16 protein-coding genes are annotated in these 21,144 nt (G+C 32.4%); 2 read left to right on the top strand and 14 right to left on the bottom strand.

Features of this window, described 5'->3' with window-relative positions; all coding sequences use genetic code 11:
* The first annotated feature begins 33 nt into the window (after positions 1–33).
* Entirely contained in the window at positions 34–261 is a 228-nt protein-coding gene (locus Q1B05_RS00745) for a uracil phosphoribosyltransferase (protein ID WP_299776575.1), read from the top strand.
* Here the strand turns inward: Q1B05_RS00745 and purD are convergent.
* Complete coding sequence (gene purD, locus Q1B05_RS00740; protein ID WP_299776574.1) at positions 256–1,527, bottom strand: phosphoribosylamine--glycine ligase; 1,272 nt, start codon at positions 1,525–1,527, stop codon at positions 256–258. The genes Q1B05_RS00745 and purD overlap by 6 nt on opposite strands.
* A gap of 82 nt (positions 1,528–1,609) precedes the next feature.
* On the opposite strand from purD, the gene Q1B05_RS00735 reads away from it, so the two are divergent.
* Positions 1,610–2,923, top strand: a complete 1,314-nt coding sequence (locus Q1B05_RS00735) for a phenylacetate--CoA ligase family protein (protein WP_299776573.1) — start codon at positions 1,610–1,612, stop codon at positions 2,921–2,923.
* Here the strand turns inward: Q1B05_RS00735 and Q1B05_RS00730 are convergent.
* The 13 genes from Q1B05_RS00730 to Q1B05_RS00670 form a co-directional block, all read right to left on the bottom strand.
* On the bottom strand, positions 2,901–3,680 hold the full coding sequence (locus tag Q1B05_RS00730) for a glycosyltransferase family 2 protein (protein WP_299776572.1): 780 nt from the start codon (positions 3,678–3,680) through the stop codon (positions 2,901–2,903). The two genes, Q1B05_RS00735 and Q1B05_RS00730, sit on opposite strands and share 23 nt — an antisense overlap.
* 181 nt (positions 3,681–3,861) lie before the next feature.
* A complete protein-coding gene (locus Q1B05_RS00725; protein ID WP_299776571.1) occupies positions 3,862–5,220 on the bottom strand; it encodes an undecaprenyl-phosphate glucose phosphotransferase in 1,359 nt (452 codons plus the stop codon).
* 275 nt (positions 5,221–5,495) lie between these two features.
* Positions 5,496–6,350, bottom strand: a complete 855-nt coding sequence (locus tag Q1B05_RS00720; protein ID WP_299776570.1) for a CPBP family intramembrane glutamic endopeptidase — start codon at positions 6,348–6,350, stop codon at positions 5,496–5,498.
* Between the two features lie 240 nt (positions 6,351–6,590).
* Positions 6,591–7,526 carry a pyridoxal-phosphate dependent enzyme gene (locus Q1B05_RS00715; RefSeq protein ID WP_299776569.1) on the bottom strand — a complete coding sequence of 312 codons (936 nt, stop codon included), beginning with the start codon at positions 7,524–7,526 and terminating at the stop codon, positions 6,591–6,593.
* A gap of 12 nt (positions 7,527–7,538) precedes the next feature.
* Positions 7,539–8,024 (bottom strand): asparaginase domain-containing protein, encoded by a 486-nt coding sequence (locus Q1B05_RS00710; protein WP_299776568.1) that lies wholly within the window; start codon positions 8,022–8,024, stop codon positions 7,539–7,541.
* A 56-nt stretch (positions 8,025–8,080) separates the two neighbouring features.
* Complete coding sequence (locus Q1B05_RS00705; protein WP_299776567.1) at positions 8,081–9,049, bottom strand: MBL fold metallo-hydrolase; 969 nt, start codon at positions 9,047–9,049, stop codon at positions 8,081–8,083.
* Positions 9,050–9,100: 51 nt separating this feature from the next.
* Entirely contained in the window at positions 9,101–9,649 is a 549-nt protein-coding gene (locus Q1B05_RS00700) for a RidA family protein (RefSeq protein ID WP_299776566.1), read from the bottom strand.
* A gap of 36 nt (positions 9,650–9,685) precedes the next feature.
* Positions 9,686–11,737: an amidohydrolase family protein gene (locus tag Q1B05_RS00695; RefSeq protein ID WP_299776565.1), complete on the bottom strand. Its 2,052-nt coding sequence runs from the start codon at positions 11,735–11,737 to the stop codon at positions 9,686–9,688.
* Between the two features lie 43 nt (positions 11,738–11,780).
* Entirely contained in the window at positions 11,781–12,902 is a 1,122-nt protein-coding gene (locus tag Q1B05_RS00690; protein WP_299776564.1) for a VCBS repeat-containing protein, read from the bottom strand.
* Positions 12,903–12,991: 89 nt separating this feature from the next.
* The gene (locus Q1B05_RS00685) at positions 12,992–14,986 is read right to left on the bottom strand and encodes an amidohydrolase family protein (protein ID WP_299776563.1); all 1,995 of its coding nucleotides are present in this window, start codon (positions 14,984–14,986) and stop codon (positions 12,992–12,994) included.
* Between the two features lie 54 nt (positions 14,987–15,040).
* Positions 15,041–16,195: a membrane dipeptidase gene (locus Q1B05_RS00680; protein WP_299776562.1), complete on the bottom strand. Its 1,155-nt coding sequence runs from the start codon at positions 16,193–16,195 to the stop codon at positions 15,041–15,043.
* 166 nt (positions 16,196–16,361) lie between these two features.
* Positions 16,362–17,771: a RagB/SusD family nutrient uptake outer membrane protein gene (locus tag Q1B05_RS00675; RefSeq protein ID WP_299776561.1), complete on the bottom strand. Its 1,410-nt coding sequence runs from the start codon at positions 17,769–17,771 to the stop codon at positions 16,362–16,364.
* A gap of 15 nt (positions 17,772–17,786) precedes the next feature.
* Positions 17,787–21,116 carry a TonB-dependent receptor gene (locus Q1B05_RS00670; protein ID WP_299776560.1) on the bottom strand — a complete coding sequence of 1,110 codons (3,330 nt, stop codon included), beginning with the start codon at positions 21,114–21,116 and terminating at the stop codon, positions 17,787–17,789.
* Positions 21,117–21,144 lie beyond the last annotated feature (28 nt).

The following is a 21,144-nucleotide window of genomic DNA, read 5'->3' as shown; positions in this document are numbered from 1 at the left end:
TTTTGTATTTTTGTTTGGTAAATATACCATACTATGAAAGATTTTTTTTACGCGATACAGGATTTATTTGTAAACGTATTGTTTCAACCTTTAGATGCTTTAAGAGCATTAGAACTTAAAAGCTGGTTAGCAGCCAATGCATTCTCATGGATTTTTATATTAATCGGTATGGGGTTTTTCGTTTACTGGATGCTTCAATTAAAAAGTTTTAGTGATAACAACGAAGAAGATAAAAGTATTTCTTCTCACTCTTTTCTATAAATCAAATCCAATATCTTTTCTATAATACATCTTATCAAAGTGTAGTTTTTCTATATTTTGATAAGATTTTTTTATGGCTTCTTGGTACGTATTTCCGTAAGATGTCATGGCTAAAACACGACCTCCAGTTGTTAATACTTTGCCGTCTTTTAAATCTGCTCCGGCATGAAAAGGGATAGAACCTTCTATGTTTTCTAAACCTGTAATTTCTTTTCCTTTTTCGTAAGCTTCTGGATATCCTCCAGAAACAGTCATTACAGTAGTTGCTGCACGTTCGTCTATTTCTAAATCTATTTCATTTAAAGTACCGTTAGCAACAGCTTGTAATAATTCAACAAAATCGTTTTTCAGTCTTGGTAGCACCACTTCAGTTTCTGGGTCTCCCATACGTACGTTATATTCAATAACCATTGGATCGTCTCCTACTTTTATTAATCCGATAAATACAAAACCTTTGTATGGTAAATTATCTTTTAATAAACCTTCTATAGTTGGTTTTACAATACGGGTTTCTATTTTTTCTAAAAATTCGTCTGTAGCAAATGGTACTGGAGATACTGCTCCCATTCCACCAGTATTTAAACCCGTATCGCCTTCACCAATACGTTTGTAGTCTTTTGCTGTTGGTAATACTTTATAATTTTTACCGTCTGTTAACACAAAACAACTCAATTCAATACCATCTAAAAACTCTTCAATCACCACTTTTGTACTTGCTACTCCAAATTTAGAATCTACCAACATCGCTTTTAATTCGGCTTTAGCTTCATCTAGATCATTTAAAATTAACACCCCTTTTCCTGCTGCTAATCCATCTGCTTTTAAAACATAAGGAGCCGTTAACGTTTCTAAAAACGCATAACCTTCTTCAACATTAGATTTATTAAAACACTGGTAAGCGGCAGTTGGAATATTATGTCTGAATAAAAATTCTTTTGCAAATTCTTTGCTTCCTTCTAATTCTGCAGCAGCTTTTTCTGGTCCTATAACCGCAACATGCTTCAATTTTTCATCATTTAAAAAGAAATCATGAACACCTTGTACTAAAGGATCTTCTGGCCCTACAACAACCATATCGATATTATTTTCTAAAACTAGAGTTTTAATTGCTTCAAAATCTGTTACGCCTATTGCAACATTCTCTGCAATAGCAGCAGTTCCCGAGTTACCTGGAGCAACAAATAGCTTTTTACATAATGGACTTTGAGAAATTTTCCAAGCAAAAGTATGTTCTCTTCCGCCAGCACCTAGAATTAAAATTGTCATATTGAATATAGTTTGAAGCAAAAATAATTGCTTTTACGCTTAAAAAATAATTATTTTACAAAAACATATACCTCATTCTCTTTTGAAGATATTCAATCTTACTTTACAACTAAATGGTTTCCCTTTAAAGGAGGCAAAAAAAACGCTTTCTAATATCCAAAAATTAGATGAAACTGAATACGAAAACTATTTAAATTCGAAGCAACAAGATATTCTTAAATATCATTTAAGTTATAATCTGTTTTATAAATCGTTTGGACAACATATCGATTTAAATAATTGGAATTCTGTTCCAGTTATGACCAAACACGACTTACAACAACCATTAGAAGATCGTCTTTCTAACGGGTTTACAACCAAAACTGTTTACTTAAATAAAACGTCGGGCTCTTCCGGAAATCCGTTTGTATTTGCTAAAGATAAAATGTGCCATGCCTTAACTTGGGCAGAAATACAAAATCGTTTTAGCTGGTACGGTATCGATTTTAATAGTTCGTTACAAGCACGATTTTATGGTATTCCGTTAGACAAAGTAGGTTATTATAAAGAACGTTTTAAAGATAAATTAAGCCATCGTTATCGGTTTTCAATTTTCAATTTAAATGATAAATCTTTAGAAACGTATCTAGATACTTTTAAAACCAAACCCTTCGACTATATAAATGGTTACACCAGTGCCATTGTACAGTTTGCAAAATTTTTAAAAGATAAAAACCTCATTCTTAAAAATGTTTGTCCGACATTAAAATGTTGTGTTGTAACATCAGAAATGCTTTTTCCCGACGACAAACTACTATTAGAACGGCAATTTGGAATTCCTGTAATTAACGAATATGGTGCTTCTGAATTAGATTTAATTGCATTTCAGAATCCGAAAGATATTTGGCAAATAAATAGCGATACGCTTTTTGTTGAAATTTTAGATAAAAAGAACCAACCAGTAGAAAACGGACAAGAAGGCCGCGTGGTAATTACATCTTTATACAACAAAGCACATCCTTTTATTCGTTACGATTTAGGTGATATTGGAATCCTTTCTAAAACAAGTACATTACAAAAACCTGTATTAGAGAAACTAGTTGGAAGAACCAATGACATGGCTATTTTACCAAGCGGAACCCGAGCTGCAGGACTAACCTTTTATTACATTACAAAAGCTATTATTGAAGATGATGGCAATGTAAAAGAGTTTATAATTACTCAAGAAACAAAATCTATATTTAAAATAGATTATGTTGGAAAGTCTAAAATTTCTGAAATAAAACAACAGCAAATTATAACCGAAATGAAACGTTACCTTGAAGATGGACTAAATATTTACTTTGAGAAACACGATACCCTAAAACGTTCTAAAAGCGGAAAATTAAAGCAGTTTAAATCTTTGGTAAGTCAATAGTGTTTTTAGACTTCACAAAAAGATATTCGTAAAGAAAAAGCACCATATAGTAAAGAGATTTTACTGTTGAAAATTGTAAACCCGTTTTGTATACCGAATAGTTATATTTTATTAGTCCAAATTTATTAGCCGACATAGAATCTGACTGTAATCTGTAATTTGCTAAAGATTCTTGTATGCCTAAAACAGGCTGTTTTGTTTTTTTAACCGCAGCTAACCATAGCAACCAATCTTGACGCTTTCTTAGATTTTTGGTGTAAATCTTACCTAATGTTTGGGCGTTATAGATTCCTGTTAAATTACCAACATAATTACATTTTAGTAATTTTTTATATGTAAGTTGTTCTAAAGCTTTTACTTTTTTTTCTAAAGAATGTCCTTCAGCATCCATAAGGTTATAACTCGAAAACGACACGTCTAAATGTTTAGCTTCCATCATACCAATCTGTTTATCTAGTTTTGTAGGAAACCAAATATCGTCGGCATCTAAAAATGCAATATATTTGCCTTTAGCTTCTTCCATACCTCGATTTCTAGTTATGGCTGCTCCTGAATTTTCAGCATTTTTAAATAAAAAAATATTTTTATGAGCTGCTGTAAACTTTGATATTATTTGCAACGAATTATCTGAAGAACCATCATCTACAAGAATAAGCTCCCAATTAGTATATGTCTGAGATAAGACAGTTTCAATAGTCTGAGAAATAAATTTTTCAGCATTATAAACAGGCGTAATAATAGACACTAAAGGTTGCATTTGATATCGATTGTATATATGGAAAGTTGCGCATAAATATACAATAAGTTTCGGATTATTTCAGAGTAAAATCTGAGGTTTGGTGATGCTTATAAGTATGAATAAAACTAAAATTTAGCACGAAATAGCGATACTTTTCAATCAATTACGTTATCAAAATTCCTACTTATCGCGCAACTAATTAATACGCTTTTTCTTCTCCTTTTATGGAATTTAATAAAGTCTGAAAAATAATTTTAATATCTAAAAGGATTGACCAATTTTCAATATAAAAAATATCGTATTTCACACGATTAATAATATCCTTGTCTGTTTCAACTTCGCCTCTAAATCCGCTTACCTGTGCTAAACCTGTAATTCCTGGTTTCACGAAATGGCGCACCATAAATTTATCGATACGTTTTGCATACATATGCGTATGACTAACCATGTGTGGTCTTGGCCCCACCACAGACATATCTCCGAAAAAAACATTATAAAACTGTGGCAGTTCGTCTATACTCGTTTTTCTAATAAATTTCCCAACTTTAGTAACACGCAAATCTCCCTTAGTGGCCTGATACAAATTTGCATCTGAATTAGGAGTCATAGACCGGAATTTATAGCACTGAAACTCTTTATAATTAAATCCATTTCTAGATTGTTTAAAAAAGACCGGTCCTTTAGATTCTAGCTTAATAATAATTGCCAAAATTGGCGTTAACCAAGAGAGCACAAAAACAATAATACAGACAGAAAAAACAATATCGAAAAGGCGTTTAAAAAACTGATTTACATCTTCTTGCAGAGGAATACTCCGAAGCGATAAAATGGGAATAAAATCGTAATATTCGTATTTTAATTTTTTTGAGTATATTTCTTTATTATCTGGTAAAAACTTTAAAATCTTTAAGTTATTATCAGCAAAACTAACCACTTGTAAAATCTGATTATTAGAAAGTTCTGTAATAGAACAATAAATTTCATCAATCTTTTTCTCTTTTATAAAGCGTAAACAGTCCTCTAAAGCACCCTGAGTTTTATCTTTTAAATTAAACACCTTTTTAAGTGAATAACCATATTCAGGATTGTTTTTAAAAAACGTTTCTAAAGCATTAGTTTGTCTATTTCTACCAATAATTACTGTATTTCTTACATTTCCACCGAACGAAGCACGATATCTTTGAAGTAAATAAAATACAGCAAATTTTGCCATTGCAATAAGTAAAAACACAGATCCAATATAACTTAATACAATACTGGTTTTTATATTTAAATTATGCCTAAAACCGAAATACGCAAAAACAATTAAAGTAAAAAGTAAAGCTTGCTTAAGCAATAAAGACATGATGGTAACTTCTCTTGTAAACCGATAGACTTCGTAAAAATTAGAATACAAGGAAAGAATTACCCACGTACAAGACACTAAAGACATGTATAAAAGTGGATTAACTACAGGAAAAAAATAAGACAAGGCTAAGCCATTTATTATAGACAAATCTATTGCATACGAAATAGGTCTTAAATAACCAGAATATCTACCTTGCTTAAATGTAACCACTTATATGTATTTAATTTTTAAATATTTAACACTAAAACAACCTCTTTGAGCACTTAAAATATTGAATGTGCAAAAATAACAAAGTATGGCGGTTTATATAAAATGAAATGAATTAATTGTTCGATTTTCGATAACGTATATGATTACAATCATTAGTACATAGATGTTATATTAAATTATAAATTATCTCGCTTTATTATCAATAACTAACTTAAAAATATAACAATTTGAAAAAATTAATTACGACCAATTTTAATAAGATTTACGGTTTATAATTACACCTGCATTTCTGTTTTTTGTCTATTATAAAATATCGCAATACTAACTATAGTTATAATTTGTGCCAAGATAGAGAAGTACGATCCTTCGAATCCAAAAGCACCTCCATTAAACTGATTAGGATCTATTATTTTAAATTCAACTAAAGAATAAGCATCCAATCCGCTTACATTAAACCCAAAAAGCGACTGAAACAAGTTCCAACTTAAATGTAGCGCTATAGGGAACCATAAATTCTTAGTATAGAGATAAGACATTCCTAAAAGAATACCTGCCAGAAACAAATTAAAGAACGCAAAACCATCGATATTAGGATTTGCTAAATGCATTGCAGCAAATAGCACAGAAGACAAAATTAACGCCACATATTTATTAAAAGAATACATGAAATTTCGCAATATATAACCACGTAACAGTGTTTCTTCTACTACTGCAACGACAATAAAAAGAACTATCGTAATTAAAATTTCTTTAAAATCGAAATTCACTTTAACAAAGACTAGCTCTCCAAAAGACAGAAGAATACCATAACCTACAGCCATTATTATTAAACCGACAGCTAGCCCTAACAATATATCTTTCTGTCTATTTTTTAATTGAAAACCAAGATTAACAAAAGGCTCATTATCTAATTTCTTCATAAAGAGCAAAAGCAGTAAAAATGTACCTACTAAATCAAATAATTTAATAATTAAATGCTGTGTTGATGTTTGCTCAAAATCTGGATTCATAATATCCACTCCTGCCAACAGAGCACCTAGAAATTGAAATAATCCTACAACAATAAAATAAGGCAGAATTAGTATTAATACTCTAGTCCAAGCTCCTTTTTTTAATCCTTTTTCTTGCATAGTTTGTCGACCTATAATTTCCGATAAAGGTAAAATTTTGAAAAGGAAAATAGTTACGGTTTTTCCGTAAACTAAAATATTTTAAGAAGAATAGGATACCTTAAATATGCAGTGACGTACTATAAAATTAAATTTTTTTAAGTCATAAAAAAAGAGGATATAGAAGTTCAAAACCATATCCTCTTAACAAAATAACCAACTATCAAAACGTATTAAAATTCTTATTTCTTTTTTATATTATTAGAAAGGCAAGTGACTTAAATCTACATTTCCTCCAGAAATAATAATTCCTATTTTTTTATTTTTAAATATGTCTTTCTCTTGTAAAAAAGCAGCTAATGCAACTGCAGACGAAGGTTCTGAAACAATTTTAAGACGTTCCCAAATAAGCTTCATTGCGGCTACAATTTCAGCTTCTGTTACACGAATAATCTTATCCACATGTTTCTGAATGATAGGGAAATTTACATCTCCTAATTGTGTCTTAAGACCATCTGCTATAGTATTTGTAGACGTGTTTGCCTGAATTACACCACTCTGTAAGGATCTATAAGCATCATCTGCCTCAAAAGGCTCTCCTCCTATCACTTTACAGTTATTACCAAAATAATACGCAGATAATGCCGTGCCAGCAATTAAACCTCCTCCTCCAACAGGCACAAATATGTAATCTAAATCAGGCTCGTTTTCTAGAAGTTCTTTACAAGCCGTACCTTGACCCAAAATAACATCTATATTATTAGACGGATGTATAAACGTAACGTCTTCTTTTTCTTGTATCTCTTTGGCCGTTGTTTCTCTAGCCGTAAGTGTGGGCTCGCATTCTACAATAATACCACCATAGCCTTTAACCGCATCTTTTTTTACTTGAGGCGCAGTGCTTGGCATAACAATAAATGCACGTACTCCTAAACTCTGAGCAGATAAAGCTAAAGCTTGCGCAAAGTTACCTGAGGAATGTGTAACCACACCTTTATTTTTTTGCGCTTCGGAAAGATTTATAATTGCATTTGTTGCTCCTCTCATCTTAAATGCTCCCATTTTCTGAAAATTTTCGCATTTAAAAAACAACTGTGATCCTGCAATACCATCTATTAATTTTGATGTTAAAACAGTCGTGTTATGAATATAAGGCTGAATGCTTTTATGAACTTGTATTAATTTGTCTTTTTCCATAAACTTATATCATTAATAATACTGTCCTGTTTCTAAATTTCTATTGATATCTGATGCGCGTTTTACAATACCATGCATAGCAATATAAACACCTGTATCTATTAAATTAGCTGTTGCAATTGCCGTTCCTAATTGTATTGGAGCATCGGAAGTATAAAAGCGTTCAGGAAGCATAGCTCCTGTTATTACAATGAGTTTATTCTTAACATGCGCTTCTAAAAACTTAGCTGTTTCTATCATAGTATCCGTACCATGAGTTACAATAAATTTACGTTCAGGATACTTGTTAATTAACTTCGCTAAGTTAGTTCTATCATCGTCTGTAATTTCTAGACTATCTTTCTGACAAGCAGTAACAATTTCATACTTAAAAGAAGGATTTAATTTTTCTAAAATTCGAATTGTTGCAGGTGCTCCAAATTCGAATGCCCAGCCTTTTGTAGTGTGCGGATATTCCTTATCTATTGTACCTCCTGTTTGAATAAATATTAGTTTCATTTTAATCCTTTTAATACGAACGAACCGACGCGTTATACCAATTCAAATTTACTCGTTTATTTTATAGTTATTGTTTCTAAATGCACCGGAACAATTACTTTCGAATTTGGTGAAGCTAACTTTACTTCCTCTATAAAAGGATTCACTTTTTTCGCAATAGCATCTGCTTGAGAAAAGCCATAAGGCACTCTAAAATTATCCCAATGCGTTGGTATTACTATTTTTGGGAAATTTGTTAACGCCAATAAACGCTCTGTGTATTTATAAATTTCTAACCTTGAAAAATTAACTCCAGGCAAAATAATATCTGGCTTTAAACCACCGACTTCTCTTTCTATAAAATTCATAGATCCGGCAGTTAACACTTTATGATTTTTAAAACGCACTAAAAACATTAATGATTTTCCTTCTATAAAATCCTCTAATTTTAAGGGCAAATCTATGTCTTCTGTATGCTGTCTAGAATCGTAATAATGTTTATCATCTAATGCAGAATGAATTGATGGAATGACGCGAACTGAAAATTTATCGAACTGATAATCCTCACCGCCTCTAACTCTCAATAATTGATCTTCTGGAATCCCGTAAGCTTTCAGAATTTTACAACTCGTTTCGGTGGCAATAACTTTTGCTCCAGTTTTTTTAGCGATGTAAGGCACATCGGCTAAATGATCTAAATGTGAATGATGTACAAGTATAAAATCTACTTTTTTATCAAGGACTTTATTAATTGTTATCGTATCTGATTGATAGACATCTTTTGGATAATAACTTTTTCGAGTATCATCTTTACTGTTAGACGGACTATCTCCTAATTTTAATCTAGAAATATACGGATCGACTAAAATGGTTACATTTCCTTCTGACATTTCCCAGCCGGCACCACCAAAATATTTTAATTTTAATTCTTGAGCATTACTGTATTGTGTAAAACTTAAAGCAAGTAGAAATAATAAAACCGATTTTAAAATGGTATTCAATTTAAATCTAATATTGCTAAATGTTGTATTTATTGCAAATTGCATTGTTTATTATCTTTTAAATATTGAAATATTTGTTTTTTTTATCAAAGAAATTTATTCGTAAACCTCAACAACTAATTCAATTTCAACAGCCTGAGCACGAGGCAAAGATGCAACTCCAATAGCAGCGCGAGCATGTTTTCCTTTTTCTCCAAAAACATCGACCATTAAGTCTGAAAATCCGTTAATAACTTTGGGTTGCTCTACAAAATTAGGATCAGAATTTACCAAACCTAAAACCTTTACAATACGTTTCACTTTATTTAAATCTCCAAGCATCTCTTTTAACACAGCAAGTTGGTTAATTGCAGTTAATCTGGCTGCTCCATAACCTTCATCAATAGTAATATCTACTCCTAATTTCCCAGTTATTTCTGTACCATCTACACGTTTAGGACCTTTTCCTGCTAAGAAAATAAGGTTACCTGTTCTTACTCCATTCACATAGTTTGCAACGGGTTTAGGTGGTTCTGGAAGCACTATATTTAAAGCCTCTAACTTCGCTTCAGGATTATAATCTTTATCTGGAGTTTCTATAGGCTCTTGTTTTGCACAACTAGCCATTAAAATAACTACAAAAAATAGATTTAGAATTTTACTCATAATTTTTTATGTTTAATAATTTTAATAATAAGACAACTATTCTGCAGGTTTAAAATCTGCTGCTTCCCATAATGGATTGCTCTTGTAATAATTTCCGTTTGTAACTACCGCAGAAACCGTTCTTATGTTAGAGATATTTAATAAAGGATTTTTATCTAAAATAGCTATATCTCCTTCTTTTCCGACCTCTAAAGTCCCCGTTTGCGCATCTAATCCCATTGCTTTTGCAGGAATAATTGTCGCTGTTTTTAAAGCTTCTAAAGGTGTCATATTTCCATATTTCTGATACGTTTCAATCTCTAAATACAGACCAAAAACAGGAACTACATTATCTGTTCCCGCAACAATAGGAACTCCTGCTTTGTAAAATTGTCCAAGAATACCCATAGATTTTATATAATCTGCTTTAGCTTCCTCAGAACGTGCTGGCGATACACCACCTCTAAATCGTTTACCTTCAAACAACTCGTATGCTATTCTATTAGAAAACGGTTCAATACTTTCTATTACAGCACCTTTAGGCATTGCTCTTACAACACTTAAAGCAATTGTTGGATCTAAAACTGTTTTATGTTCTAAAAGAAAAGCAGTCGCATCATCAATTTGTTCTTGACTAATATCGTTCTTAGAAATAAAATTAGTTCCTAGTTCTTTTACTTTTTTATCTGGGAAAAGCACTGTTAATACTCTAGATGTATGACTTAACATATCCATACCTGCATTGATAGCACCACGCGCATTTCCGATAGCACTAGGTACGTGACCTGTAATAGACATACCTCGTTTATGACCTTCTTCTGCCAAAACTTTAGTTAATTCTGGGCTTACAGACGAATAAATTTTTATTTGTTTATATCCGTTTGAAAAATATAAATCTGCAACTTCTTTAGCTTCTTGCTCTGTTCTAGCTCTAACCACTCCGTTACCTTGTATTCCTGCACCATCTGTCATACCGGCTAATAAAATATCTGGTCCTACAGCTCCATTTTTAGCAATGGCATCTCTAAACGAAGTTGCAAATTCAAGTTCGTTTCCGTTATCACGAATGGTTGTAACTCCTCCTGCTAAATAAGCTGGTGCCCATTGTACTTGGTTAGAATGTGCATGCATATCCCATAACCCTGGAATTAATGTTTTACCTGTTACATCTATAACTTCTGCACCTTCTGGAATTTCAATTTCAGAACGTTTACCAATTTTCGAAATACGACCGTCTGTTATAATTAACGTCATATCTTCTTGCGCAACATCACTAAGTCCGTCTACAAGATTCCCACCAACTAAGGCTTTAATTTTAGCCTGTGTACCTTTTAAATCTTCCGTATATTTTGATAACGCAGCCATTTGTTCTTCAACATTTCCTTGAACAAAAAGTGGTTTTGCTTCTTCATAACCTTTTTTTATGTACTCTCTTATTTGAGTATTTGCTTTTACAAGCGCCACTAAATTTTGAGATTCGTCTACCCAAATTGTTCTTCCTCCCCAATTTATACCTTCTACAACATACCTACTTAAGATTACGTCTTCTCCTTTAATTTTTGCCGTATCTTTTTTAATAAAATTCATAGACACTTCACCTCTTGGTAAAATAGGAAGACTTCCTTTTCCTCCTTTCTTAAAATAATAATGATATAACATCATTTCTATTCCTGCGGGAATATTACTATGTACTGGAAAAAATTCAGATTTTTTTGTTTCTACAAAATCTCTATTTTTCTCCCAAACAGAAACACCTTCAGATGTTTTTTTAACTTCTAAATTAACAATGGTATCATTTTTTGTTATGCGTCTATTTAAATAAAAAGAAGTCTCTAAATTCATGTCTAAATGTAATTCTGCCTCGACACCTGTAATTCGACCTCTTTCGTTTTCTCCTTGAAGCGACTTTACTATAATAGAATCTTTAGTAGATGTGATTGAATAGGATTCTTCACCAATTAAAGATTGCCTTCTATATACTAAAAAAGTACCTTCTTCATTTATATTCTCCCATTTTGACGGTGCGGTTGAACAACCTGTAACTAAAAGCAGCACACCTATTTTTAATAAGTGACTTGCTCTATTAATCTTATTTATTTTATATATCATTGTGAATTTTTTTAAATATTATAATTGTGATTTAGAATTAAAATCAAGGAAATTTAGGAGTGAATCTGTTGAAATAAAAGAGGTTTAATTCGTCTGAATTACTTTCAATAATATCTAACTTATGATCACCATTAAGATCATACATCAGAATATCGTAAGTACTAAAATCTTGCTTATTTAATTCTATTTTCTCCCAAGACGTTGCATCTCCAGAATTAATAAAAACAGTGTTTGGAGATCCTACATTTCCTATAACAATATCTGTATTTCCATCGCCATTTAAGTCGCCAATAGACAACGCATACGATTTATCTGAACTTTCGTCGAACCTCACTTTACGCTCGTATGTTCCTTTTTTATTTCCGAAATAAATAACATTAGGCTCGCCAATATTTGCTGTTATAATATCCTTAAAGCCATCTTTATCTATATCTGTAACCCCTACAGATCTTGTAACATCGTTACCTGTTCCGTAAGGTGTTTTTTTATTAAAATTTAGATTCCCATCATTTAAATACACATAGTTTGGTTGATCGTCTCTATTGGCTAAAATTAAATCTAAATGACCATCGTCATTCATATCGGAAACCTCAACATCTATAGTTGAATCTTTTTTGTTTCCAAATCCAATAACTTCTGTAAACACACCATGTCCGTTATTTAAACAAATTTCATTCTCACTTCCTCTATTTGTAATTAAAATATCTAAATCGTCATCGTTATCTATATCTGCAACAACAATATTTCTTGTATGTCCATATTTAGCACCAAAACTAGTACCCTTAGTAAAATTCCCTTCACCGTCGTTTATAAAAATGTAATTCGGAGCCATATCGTTTCCTACAGCGATATCTAAATAACCATCTCCATTAAAATCTGCAAGCTCTGTGGAGTAACTTGTTTCTTGTTCTGAACCTAAGTTTTTTGAAACCGTAAAAATTCCGCGACCGTTATTTATAAATACTTTATTCTGTCCTGGCCAATGTCTACCATTAGCAACAACAATATCCATATCTCCATCATTATCTATATCGCCAATCCCCATAGACGCTGTGCGCTCCTTATGGATGCCTAGAATTGTTCTACTATTATTAAAGAAGCTTGATTTTTGAGAATGAGCAGAAAGCATGCAACTTGAAAAAAGTGCAAATAAAATGTATTTCATAATTGAGCTATTAATTAATTTGTGTCTATTACTATAAATAAGTAACGGTGTCCTTGTTTATAGACAGTATTTAATTACTGATTTTTTATTTATTTAAAGTGTTTAATCCCTTTTACACTATACAATTCTTTAGCATAAAAAAGATGACCGCCAGTCATGGTCCATTCTACGTGACGTATATCACTAATGTTTTGTAATGGATTACCATCAATTAAGATGAGATCTGCTCTTTTTCCTTTTTCAATAGAGCCATATAAGTCTGAAACCCCTGTGATTTCAGCAGATTTTATAGTCGCTAATTTTAATACCTCATGTATAGGTATACCTGCTTTAACATAAAGTTCTAACTCGCGATGATATAAAAACCCAGGTAAACCATCTGTTCCAGGAACTATTTGTACTCCTTTTCTATATAAGTCTGCAATAACTTCGAGCATCTTATTAAAACTGGCATTATAGCGCTGTATTTGCTCGCCTTCTTGAGGCAGGCCTCCAGCATAAAAACTACGCTGATAGATGATAGGAAACCTGTTTTCTACCATACTATACGTTGGACTTACCTGACCAACTTGAGCTAGAAACTTATTTTCGAAAATAGCTACTGTAGGATCTATAAGAATATTTTTTTTACGCAACAATGTTACAAAGTCTGTATATTTTTTTGAATGTAAATCTAAATCTGCACCATATTGTGCTGGCATGGTAAACCGAAGAGGCGTACGCGTATCTATAGTGTCTGAAAGGAAATTAAGAAATAACATATTAATATGTTGAATCTCGTTATACCCTTGGTTTATGGCTTGGGTTGCATCCATAAAAGCAGGAATATGTCCACTAACACGCATACCTAACTCATGTGCTTTATTGGTTAATGGTGTGACCCATTCTGGTTTAATCGAGCTGTATAATTTAATTTGCTGATAGCCTAAATTTTTATAATCTTGAATTTCGGCTAAACCCTCTTCTAACGTTTCTACAACATTTCTTTGATTCGCGAATGGTCCAGGACCATCTATAATACCGCAATAGGTTACAATATGCGGACCAATAATTTCATTGTTTTCAAATTGATCTGCTAATGTTTTAAGTTGCTTATTATTTGCCAAATCTCTAACCGAAGTTACACCTCCTGCAAGATGAAGTAACCCTCTAAATTTATCGTTATGCGTATGCATATCAAACATACCAGGCATTAAGGTTTTATCTGTACCATCAATTAATAGTGCATCTTTATCTACAGACTGCTCACCTGTCTTATAAATAGCTTGTATGGTATTATCTTCTATTACGACATCCTGATTAGGAAGTAACGCACCGTTTTCTGTGAATACATTTACATTTTGAATTACAACCTTATTCACTTTATGTGTTAGTTGTTTTGCGACTTCTATAAGACTTTCGTCTTCTATACTATCCTGACGTTTTTTCATTTCAAGACGCTTATCGCTAAAATCTTTACGAACGATATGAAGATTGCCAGATATTTTACAAACCATTTGGTCGCCTTGCATCCAAACATAAGTGGCATTTAAATCCAAGCCTTTTATAACTAATAGCTCTAAAGCTGTTCCGTTTTCTAACTCTAACGGTATTTTTTTTATTAGTTCGGCTTCACCTGTTGGGTAGAGTGCAATTTTGCCTGTTTCAGATTTTAATAATAATTGCGCAAGCACTTCGTAAATAGCTGGAGAACCATCAAAGCGAAAATACAATTGATTGCCGTTAAAATTGGCAGTAGATCTTCCAAATAAATTATCACTAGTCGCACTACCGTTATCAGTAGAAAATGTTTCATCTATGGACACTTTGGAATAATTGATGCCTTTTACTGTTTGAGCAGTAATAAAATGATTAGCATTAAGTGTTATTTCTTCGTCATATTCTGGTCCGCGGCCTCGATCTGTATATGTGTAATAATACTTATACTGCCCCGTTTTTATTTGAGTCTTTTTATAAGTACCCGCTAAGCTTTCTCGAAATACTACATCGTAAACAACCGTTTCTGAATTATTATCTTTATTTATAGGCTTCTTACAGCTTTGAGTAATTAGCAAAATAAATAAGAGAGAGCAGATATATTTCATAGGTTCTAGAGTAGTTTAAGTGAAAAGACAGCGATTTTTTTTAAAACAATGTAATTAAGACTTTAAAGTATCTTTATAATAGCGTAACCAATTCAGACCTAATATTTTTTCAATATCACCTGTACTGTAACCTCTTTTATCTAATACTTTAGCAACTTGTAAATACCGATCTGGTTTGTCTAATTCTGGAATCCATGGTGGCCATTGTACCTTGTACGACGGTTTAAAACGTGTTAATCTTGGTACATACCAATTTTCTCGAGTAGCTCCTGTAGCTTCAAGACCTTGAATAGCAAAATCTGCTGCCACACCAACATGATCTATTCCAGCAATTTTAACAGCATGATCTATATGGTCTACATAAGTTTCTAATGTAGTTTTAGTACCTAAATCTGGACCAATCATGTATCCTAAACATATTATTCCTATAACACCACCTTTGTCTGCCATCGCTTTTATTTGGGCATCTGTTTTAGATCTTGGATGATCTTTATATAAGGCCTCACACATAGAGTGATTAAAACACGCTCCAGACTTACTAAATTTAATTGCATCGTTGGTTGTTTCACGACCGCAATGTGATAAATCTATAATAATTCCAAGCGCGTTCATACGCTCTAAAGCTTCAATTCCGAAGTCTGACAATCCAGAATTAGTACGTTCTGTACTTCCATCTCCCAACAAATTTCTTTGGTTGTAAGTTAGTTGAATCCAGCGCGTTCCTGCATTATATAACGTATCTAGGTTTTCTATAGATTTCTCCATCATTGTGGCATTCTGAAATCCATATAAAACGGCTGTTTTATTTTCTTTTTTGGCACGAATAAAATCGTTTGCTGTAGTTGCTTTTATTAATACGTCGGGATTATTTTTAATTCGGTTATCCCATTCGTTCATATCTTTTAAAGCCAATTTTAAATTTCTAGAATTTAAAGATGCACTAAAACCTGTATATCCAGATTTCGCTAAAGCTTTAAAAGAGTCTTCGTCCCAGTCTCGTGGTATAATAAGACCATCGACAACCAGGGCTTTTTTATATAATTCTTCAATATTATTGTCTTGAAGGTTTTTTAACAAACTGTTCGATACTTCTTGATTAGAACCTGTATTAATAGATTGTAATATAGACGTAAGTGCACTAGCTGTCTGTCCAGGAAAAAGCGCACCCAGTGACAATAGTTTAACTAAATTTCTACGATTTTGTTCCAAAATATTCTATTATTTCTATTTGAAATGACATATGAGGATAGGTGATAAACCATTCTATATTTCAAGAATTATTTCTCATCATAAATTAAATCTTGTACACACACATTGAAAACATATTAAACATGAATCAATGTGTGTAACAAGTAAATTGAGCAAAGCAGATGGTTTAGTATCCTGGGTTTTGTTCAATATTAGGGTTTACATCAGTTTCATCCTGAGGTATTGGTAATATATTAGTATCATCGCCGTATGGAATCTCGCAAATGCTAGATGTACATTGTGTTCTTACAATATCTTCTTTTTTTCTCATTAAATCCCAAAGTCTTTGACCTTCAAAACATAATTCTAATCGTCTTTCAAGCATAATTTCATCCATAAGATCTTCGCCTGTAGCCGTAACAGCTTCTGCCGTTGGAAGTGCTCTTTGGCGCACCACATTTAAATCGTCTTGAGCTCCAGTAATATTTGTTCCAAGTTCTGCTCTAGCTTCTGCTCTAATTAAATATAATTCTGGTAATCTCATAACTTTTACATTATCGTAACCAAGAACTTCAGGGTATTTATTTACTCTATAAGGCGCATAATCTCCTGCTAAAAGTAAATCGTCTATAAAGACATCTAATCTAACATCTCCTTCTTCATATAATGAAACCACATCATTAGATGGCAAATAATCTCCATAACCACCTACTGCAGCAGCAAGATATAACCCAGCAATACTATTACCGCCAACGTTATCTGTTTCGGTCATTGCAATTTCAAATATAGATTCAGAGCTATTATCTACAGACCATACGGTTGAATATTTAGAATTTTCGACTAAACTATAGCCTGAATTAATAACTTCTGTAGCCATAGCTTCTGCATTTGCCCAGTCTTCTTTATATAAATATACTCTGGCTAATAAAGCTTTAACAGAAGTAGAAGATAAGGTGTTAGAATTAGAAGTTCTAGAGGTATCGCTCATTAAAGATATAGCCATAGTCATATCTGAAATAACTTGGTCGTAAACTTCTTTAACCGTATTTCTTTCTGGTTCTAAAGTAGGATCAAATTCAAGTATAATTGGCACTCCAGCATGACTAGCATCTGAGGTATATGTGTAATGTTGAGCGAATAATTTTACCAAATCAAAATACACTAAACCTCTTAATGCGTAAGCTTCACCAATAATATGATCTTTTTCATCCTGAGTAGATTCTGTAACATCTACATCTGAATTGATGATGTTATTTAGTGCATTATTTGCAAAGTACATCCCTTCCCATAGAGAACTAGCTTGAGAATCATCTACATTTTGTACGTGCTCTGCAAAATCTACAATTCTGTTAGCAGATAAATTTTGTTTTACATCGTCTGCCATTACATCAGGAATCATAAACATATATCTTCCGTAGTAATATGCGCCTGAAATTTCATCGTATACACCAGTTACAGACACTTCAAGATCTTCTAAGTTTGTTATAGCATCATCACTTGAAACTGAAGATTGAGGTGTAATTTCTAGAAATGATTCTGAGCATGATAAGAAAAGTCCTATCATAATCAATAATATTATTTTATTATAATTTTTCATAAGTCTTTTTTTAATTTACAGTTGAATATCTAGTCCTAAAGAAATGGTTTTCATTGCAGGAGTAAGTCCATTATAACTACCATTTATAGATTGTTCAGGATCTATATACAAATCTTTATCTTTTGTAAATGTTAAGATATTTGTTCCTCTTGCATATACTCTTGCAGAGTTAAGTTTCAAAATAGAAGTTATTCTTTCTGGAAAACTATAGGCTACTGTTAAGTCTTTTAAACGAATGTAACTACCATCGTAAAGCCACCTTGTAACATTTCCTTGATTGCTTCCAGATTGTCCTCCCCATTGAAATTTAGGAAACAAAGCATTTGTTTTTCCTTCAACCCATCTGTTTTCATACAAATACGTCGCTGTACTTCTAGGTGTTAAACGACCATCTCCTAAAGATCCTTTTGCTCTACTATCGTGTAAGTAATTACCTGAAGAATACATAAAGTTAGCATTTAAACTAAATCCTTTATAAGATACAGACGTATTAAAACCTCCATAAAAATCTGGTGTTGCCGACTTACCAACCAAATAACGCTCTGCATCTCCAATATCATTAGTTATTGTCGTTTCTGTTGCATCTGTATAATATTGCACATCTCCTGTTGCCTGATTTACACCTGCCCAACCATACATATAATAAGATTGAAAATCTTCTCCAACTTGTCTTCTAAACGCACCATCAGTATAATTATCATCAAGTTGTGTAATTTCATTTTTCAAGAAGGTGGCATTAAAACCAACACTCCATCTTAAATCTTTTTTATCGATAATATTTACGTTTAAAGTTAATTCTAAACCTGTATTACTCATTGATCCGTAATTTTGAGTAAGCTCTGTAAATCCTGTAGTAGGAGAAATTGGCACGTCTAAAATAAGATCTGAAGATTTTCTTTTAAAATATTCAACAGTACCACTAACTTTTCTAAATAAAGCGAAGTCTAAACCAATATTGAAATTTTCTTGTGTTTCCCAAGTCAAATCAGCATTTTCTAATTGAGAAGGTGTACCTCCTGGAGATCCATCGTAATCGTCTCCGTAACCATATAATCCTAAAGAGGCAAAGTTACCAATAGCTGCATTACCTGTTAAACCATAAGAACTTCTTAGTTTTAGTAAATCGATAAAAGTTGCATTGTCTAAGAAGTTTTCTTTTGCAATATTCCAACTTGCTCCAACAGAATAAAAAGTTCCATATCGATTATCTGAACCAAATCTTGAAGATCCATCATTTCTTACACTCGCAGATAAGAAGTATTTATTATCAAAATCGTAATTAGCTCTTAAAAACATAGAACTAAAAGTATATTCACTTTTTGTACCTGCAATTGCAAATTCTGAAGCTGCAGTACTTAATGTTTTAACAATATCGTTTGGAAAATCTGTTCCAGAAGCAGAAAATGATTCGTTAACGGTTTGTTGCGCTTCATAACCGGCTAACACATTAAAATCATGACTTTCTCCTAATGAAAAATTATAGTCTAAAGTTTGTGTTCCTACCCATGTTTTCTGGTTAACATTTCCTTCGTAAGCATATCCATTTGTTTCGTAACCAGAACCATAACGACGGTTATAATATGTAGATTCATTTATACTAAGAATATCAAAATTCCATTGTGATCTAAACACTAAATTATCTAGAATATTAGCAGTTATAGCTAAGTTATCAATAATTCTATTGGTCTTTGTTTCCCATAAATCTTCTCCGCTTAAACTACCTACTGGATTACTACCAATTGGAAAATAAGCCACATGATCTGCATTGTATTGGCCTTCTTCATCGTAAATAGGAATTAATGGAGATAATTCTAATGTCGATTTAAAAGGGTTATTCCAAGAACCTGCGTCTGGTGCTGTACTAGACGTTATATCTGAAATAGAAATATTATTTGAAATGGTTATAAATTCACTGGCTTTATACTCCAAATTAGCACGTGTACTAAATCTATTAAAACCGTAGCCTATAACATAACTTTCTTGATCCATGTAACCTGCAGACATAAAGTATTTTACTTTATCTGTACCTCCTCTTACACTCAAGTCGTAACTTTGTGTTATACCTGTACGCGTAATAGCATCTAACCAATCGGTATCTGTTGCTTCTCCTGTAGATGGGTCTATTTGTTGTGTGTACAAATTATCCATTTGGGTTTGCGCTTCTTGTGTTGTAAGTCCTAAGTTTACGTAACCTTCTATATACAATTCTTTATACTGAGCAGCATTTAACGGCTTTAATATATTTTTAGAAGCCTGAGAATTAAAACCAGTTAGTGTTTTTAATTGTATGGTTGCCTTACCAGATTTACCTTGTTTTGTGTTAATTAAAATAACACCATTTGCTCCTCTAGATCCATAAATTGCTGTAGATGCTGCATCTTTTAAGATACTTATACTTTCAATATCGTTTGGATTGATAGACGACATAACGTTAGAACTTGCTCCATCATTATCGTTTAAAGACTGGCTACCAGCAGAAACAGGAATACCATCAATAACATACAAAGGTTCACTAGAAGCGTTAATAGAACCAATACCTCTTACTCTAACTTCTGTATTAGCACCAGGAGCACCATCTAGTGCAGAGGCTTGAATACCAGCCACACTACCACGAAGAGATTGTTCGAATGAAGATGTTGGCGCTTGTTCTAATTCTGCTCCTTTAACTACAGCAACAGCACCTGTAATGGCTTCTTTCTTTTGAGATCCGTAACCTACTAAAACTACTTCTTCTAAAGATGCAGCATCTTCTTCCATTACAATGTTAATAGTAGTCTTTTCACTAACTTTAATAGTCTGTGATACCATTCCCATAAATGAAAATAATAAAACAGAATTGTCTGTAACTTTTAAAGTATACTCCCCATCAAAATTAGTTTGAGTACCTTTAGATGTACCTTTTAAATGAATATTAACTCCTGGTAAAGGCAGTCCATCTGGACCTGTAACAACACCGGAAACCTCTCTTTCTTGCACAGCAACTTTTTTAGTTGGTGTACTTATTTTACGTTCCGCGCTCTTTACTACAACTTGCTTACCTTCAACCTTATAACTTATATTTGTTTTAGAAAAAGCAGCATCTAAAACTTTATTAATATTTGCATCTGTAAATTTTAGAGATACTTTTTTATTTGAACTCAAAACATCATCCTTGTAAAAAAAGATGAAGTCACTTGAATTCTGAATTTCTTTAAAAAAATCTTCTACAGATATCTCTTTGACATCAATATTAATTTTTGTTTGTCCCTTCAACGTGTTTCCATAACCTGCTGTAAGTCCTAGACTAATAAATAATAGAAATATTCTCATAAGCGTTAGCATTCCTATGTTTGAGTTTTTTTTCATATTTTGCGTTTGATTATTAAATGTTGCT

The organism is uncultured Formosa sp. (assembly GCF_947500765.1).
Classification (GTDB): domain Bacteria; phylum Bacteroidota; class Bacteroidia; order Flavobacteriales; family Flavobacteriaceae; genus Formosa.
The sequence above is the reverse complement of the archived record's forward strand: the minus strand, read 5'-3'. Positions and strand labels throughout refer to the sequence as shown.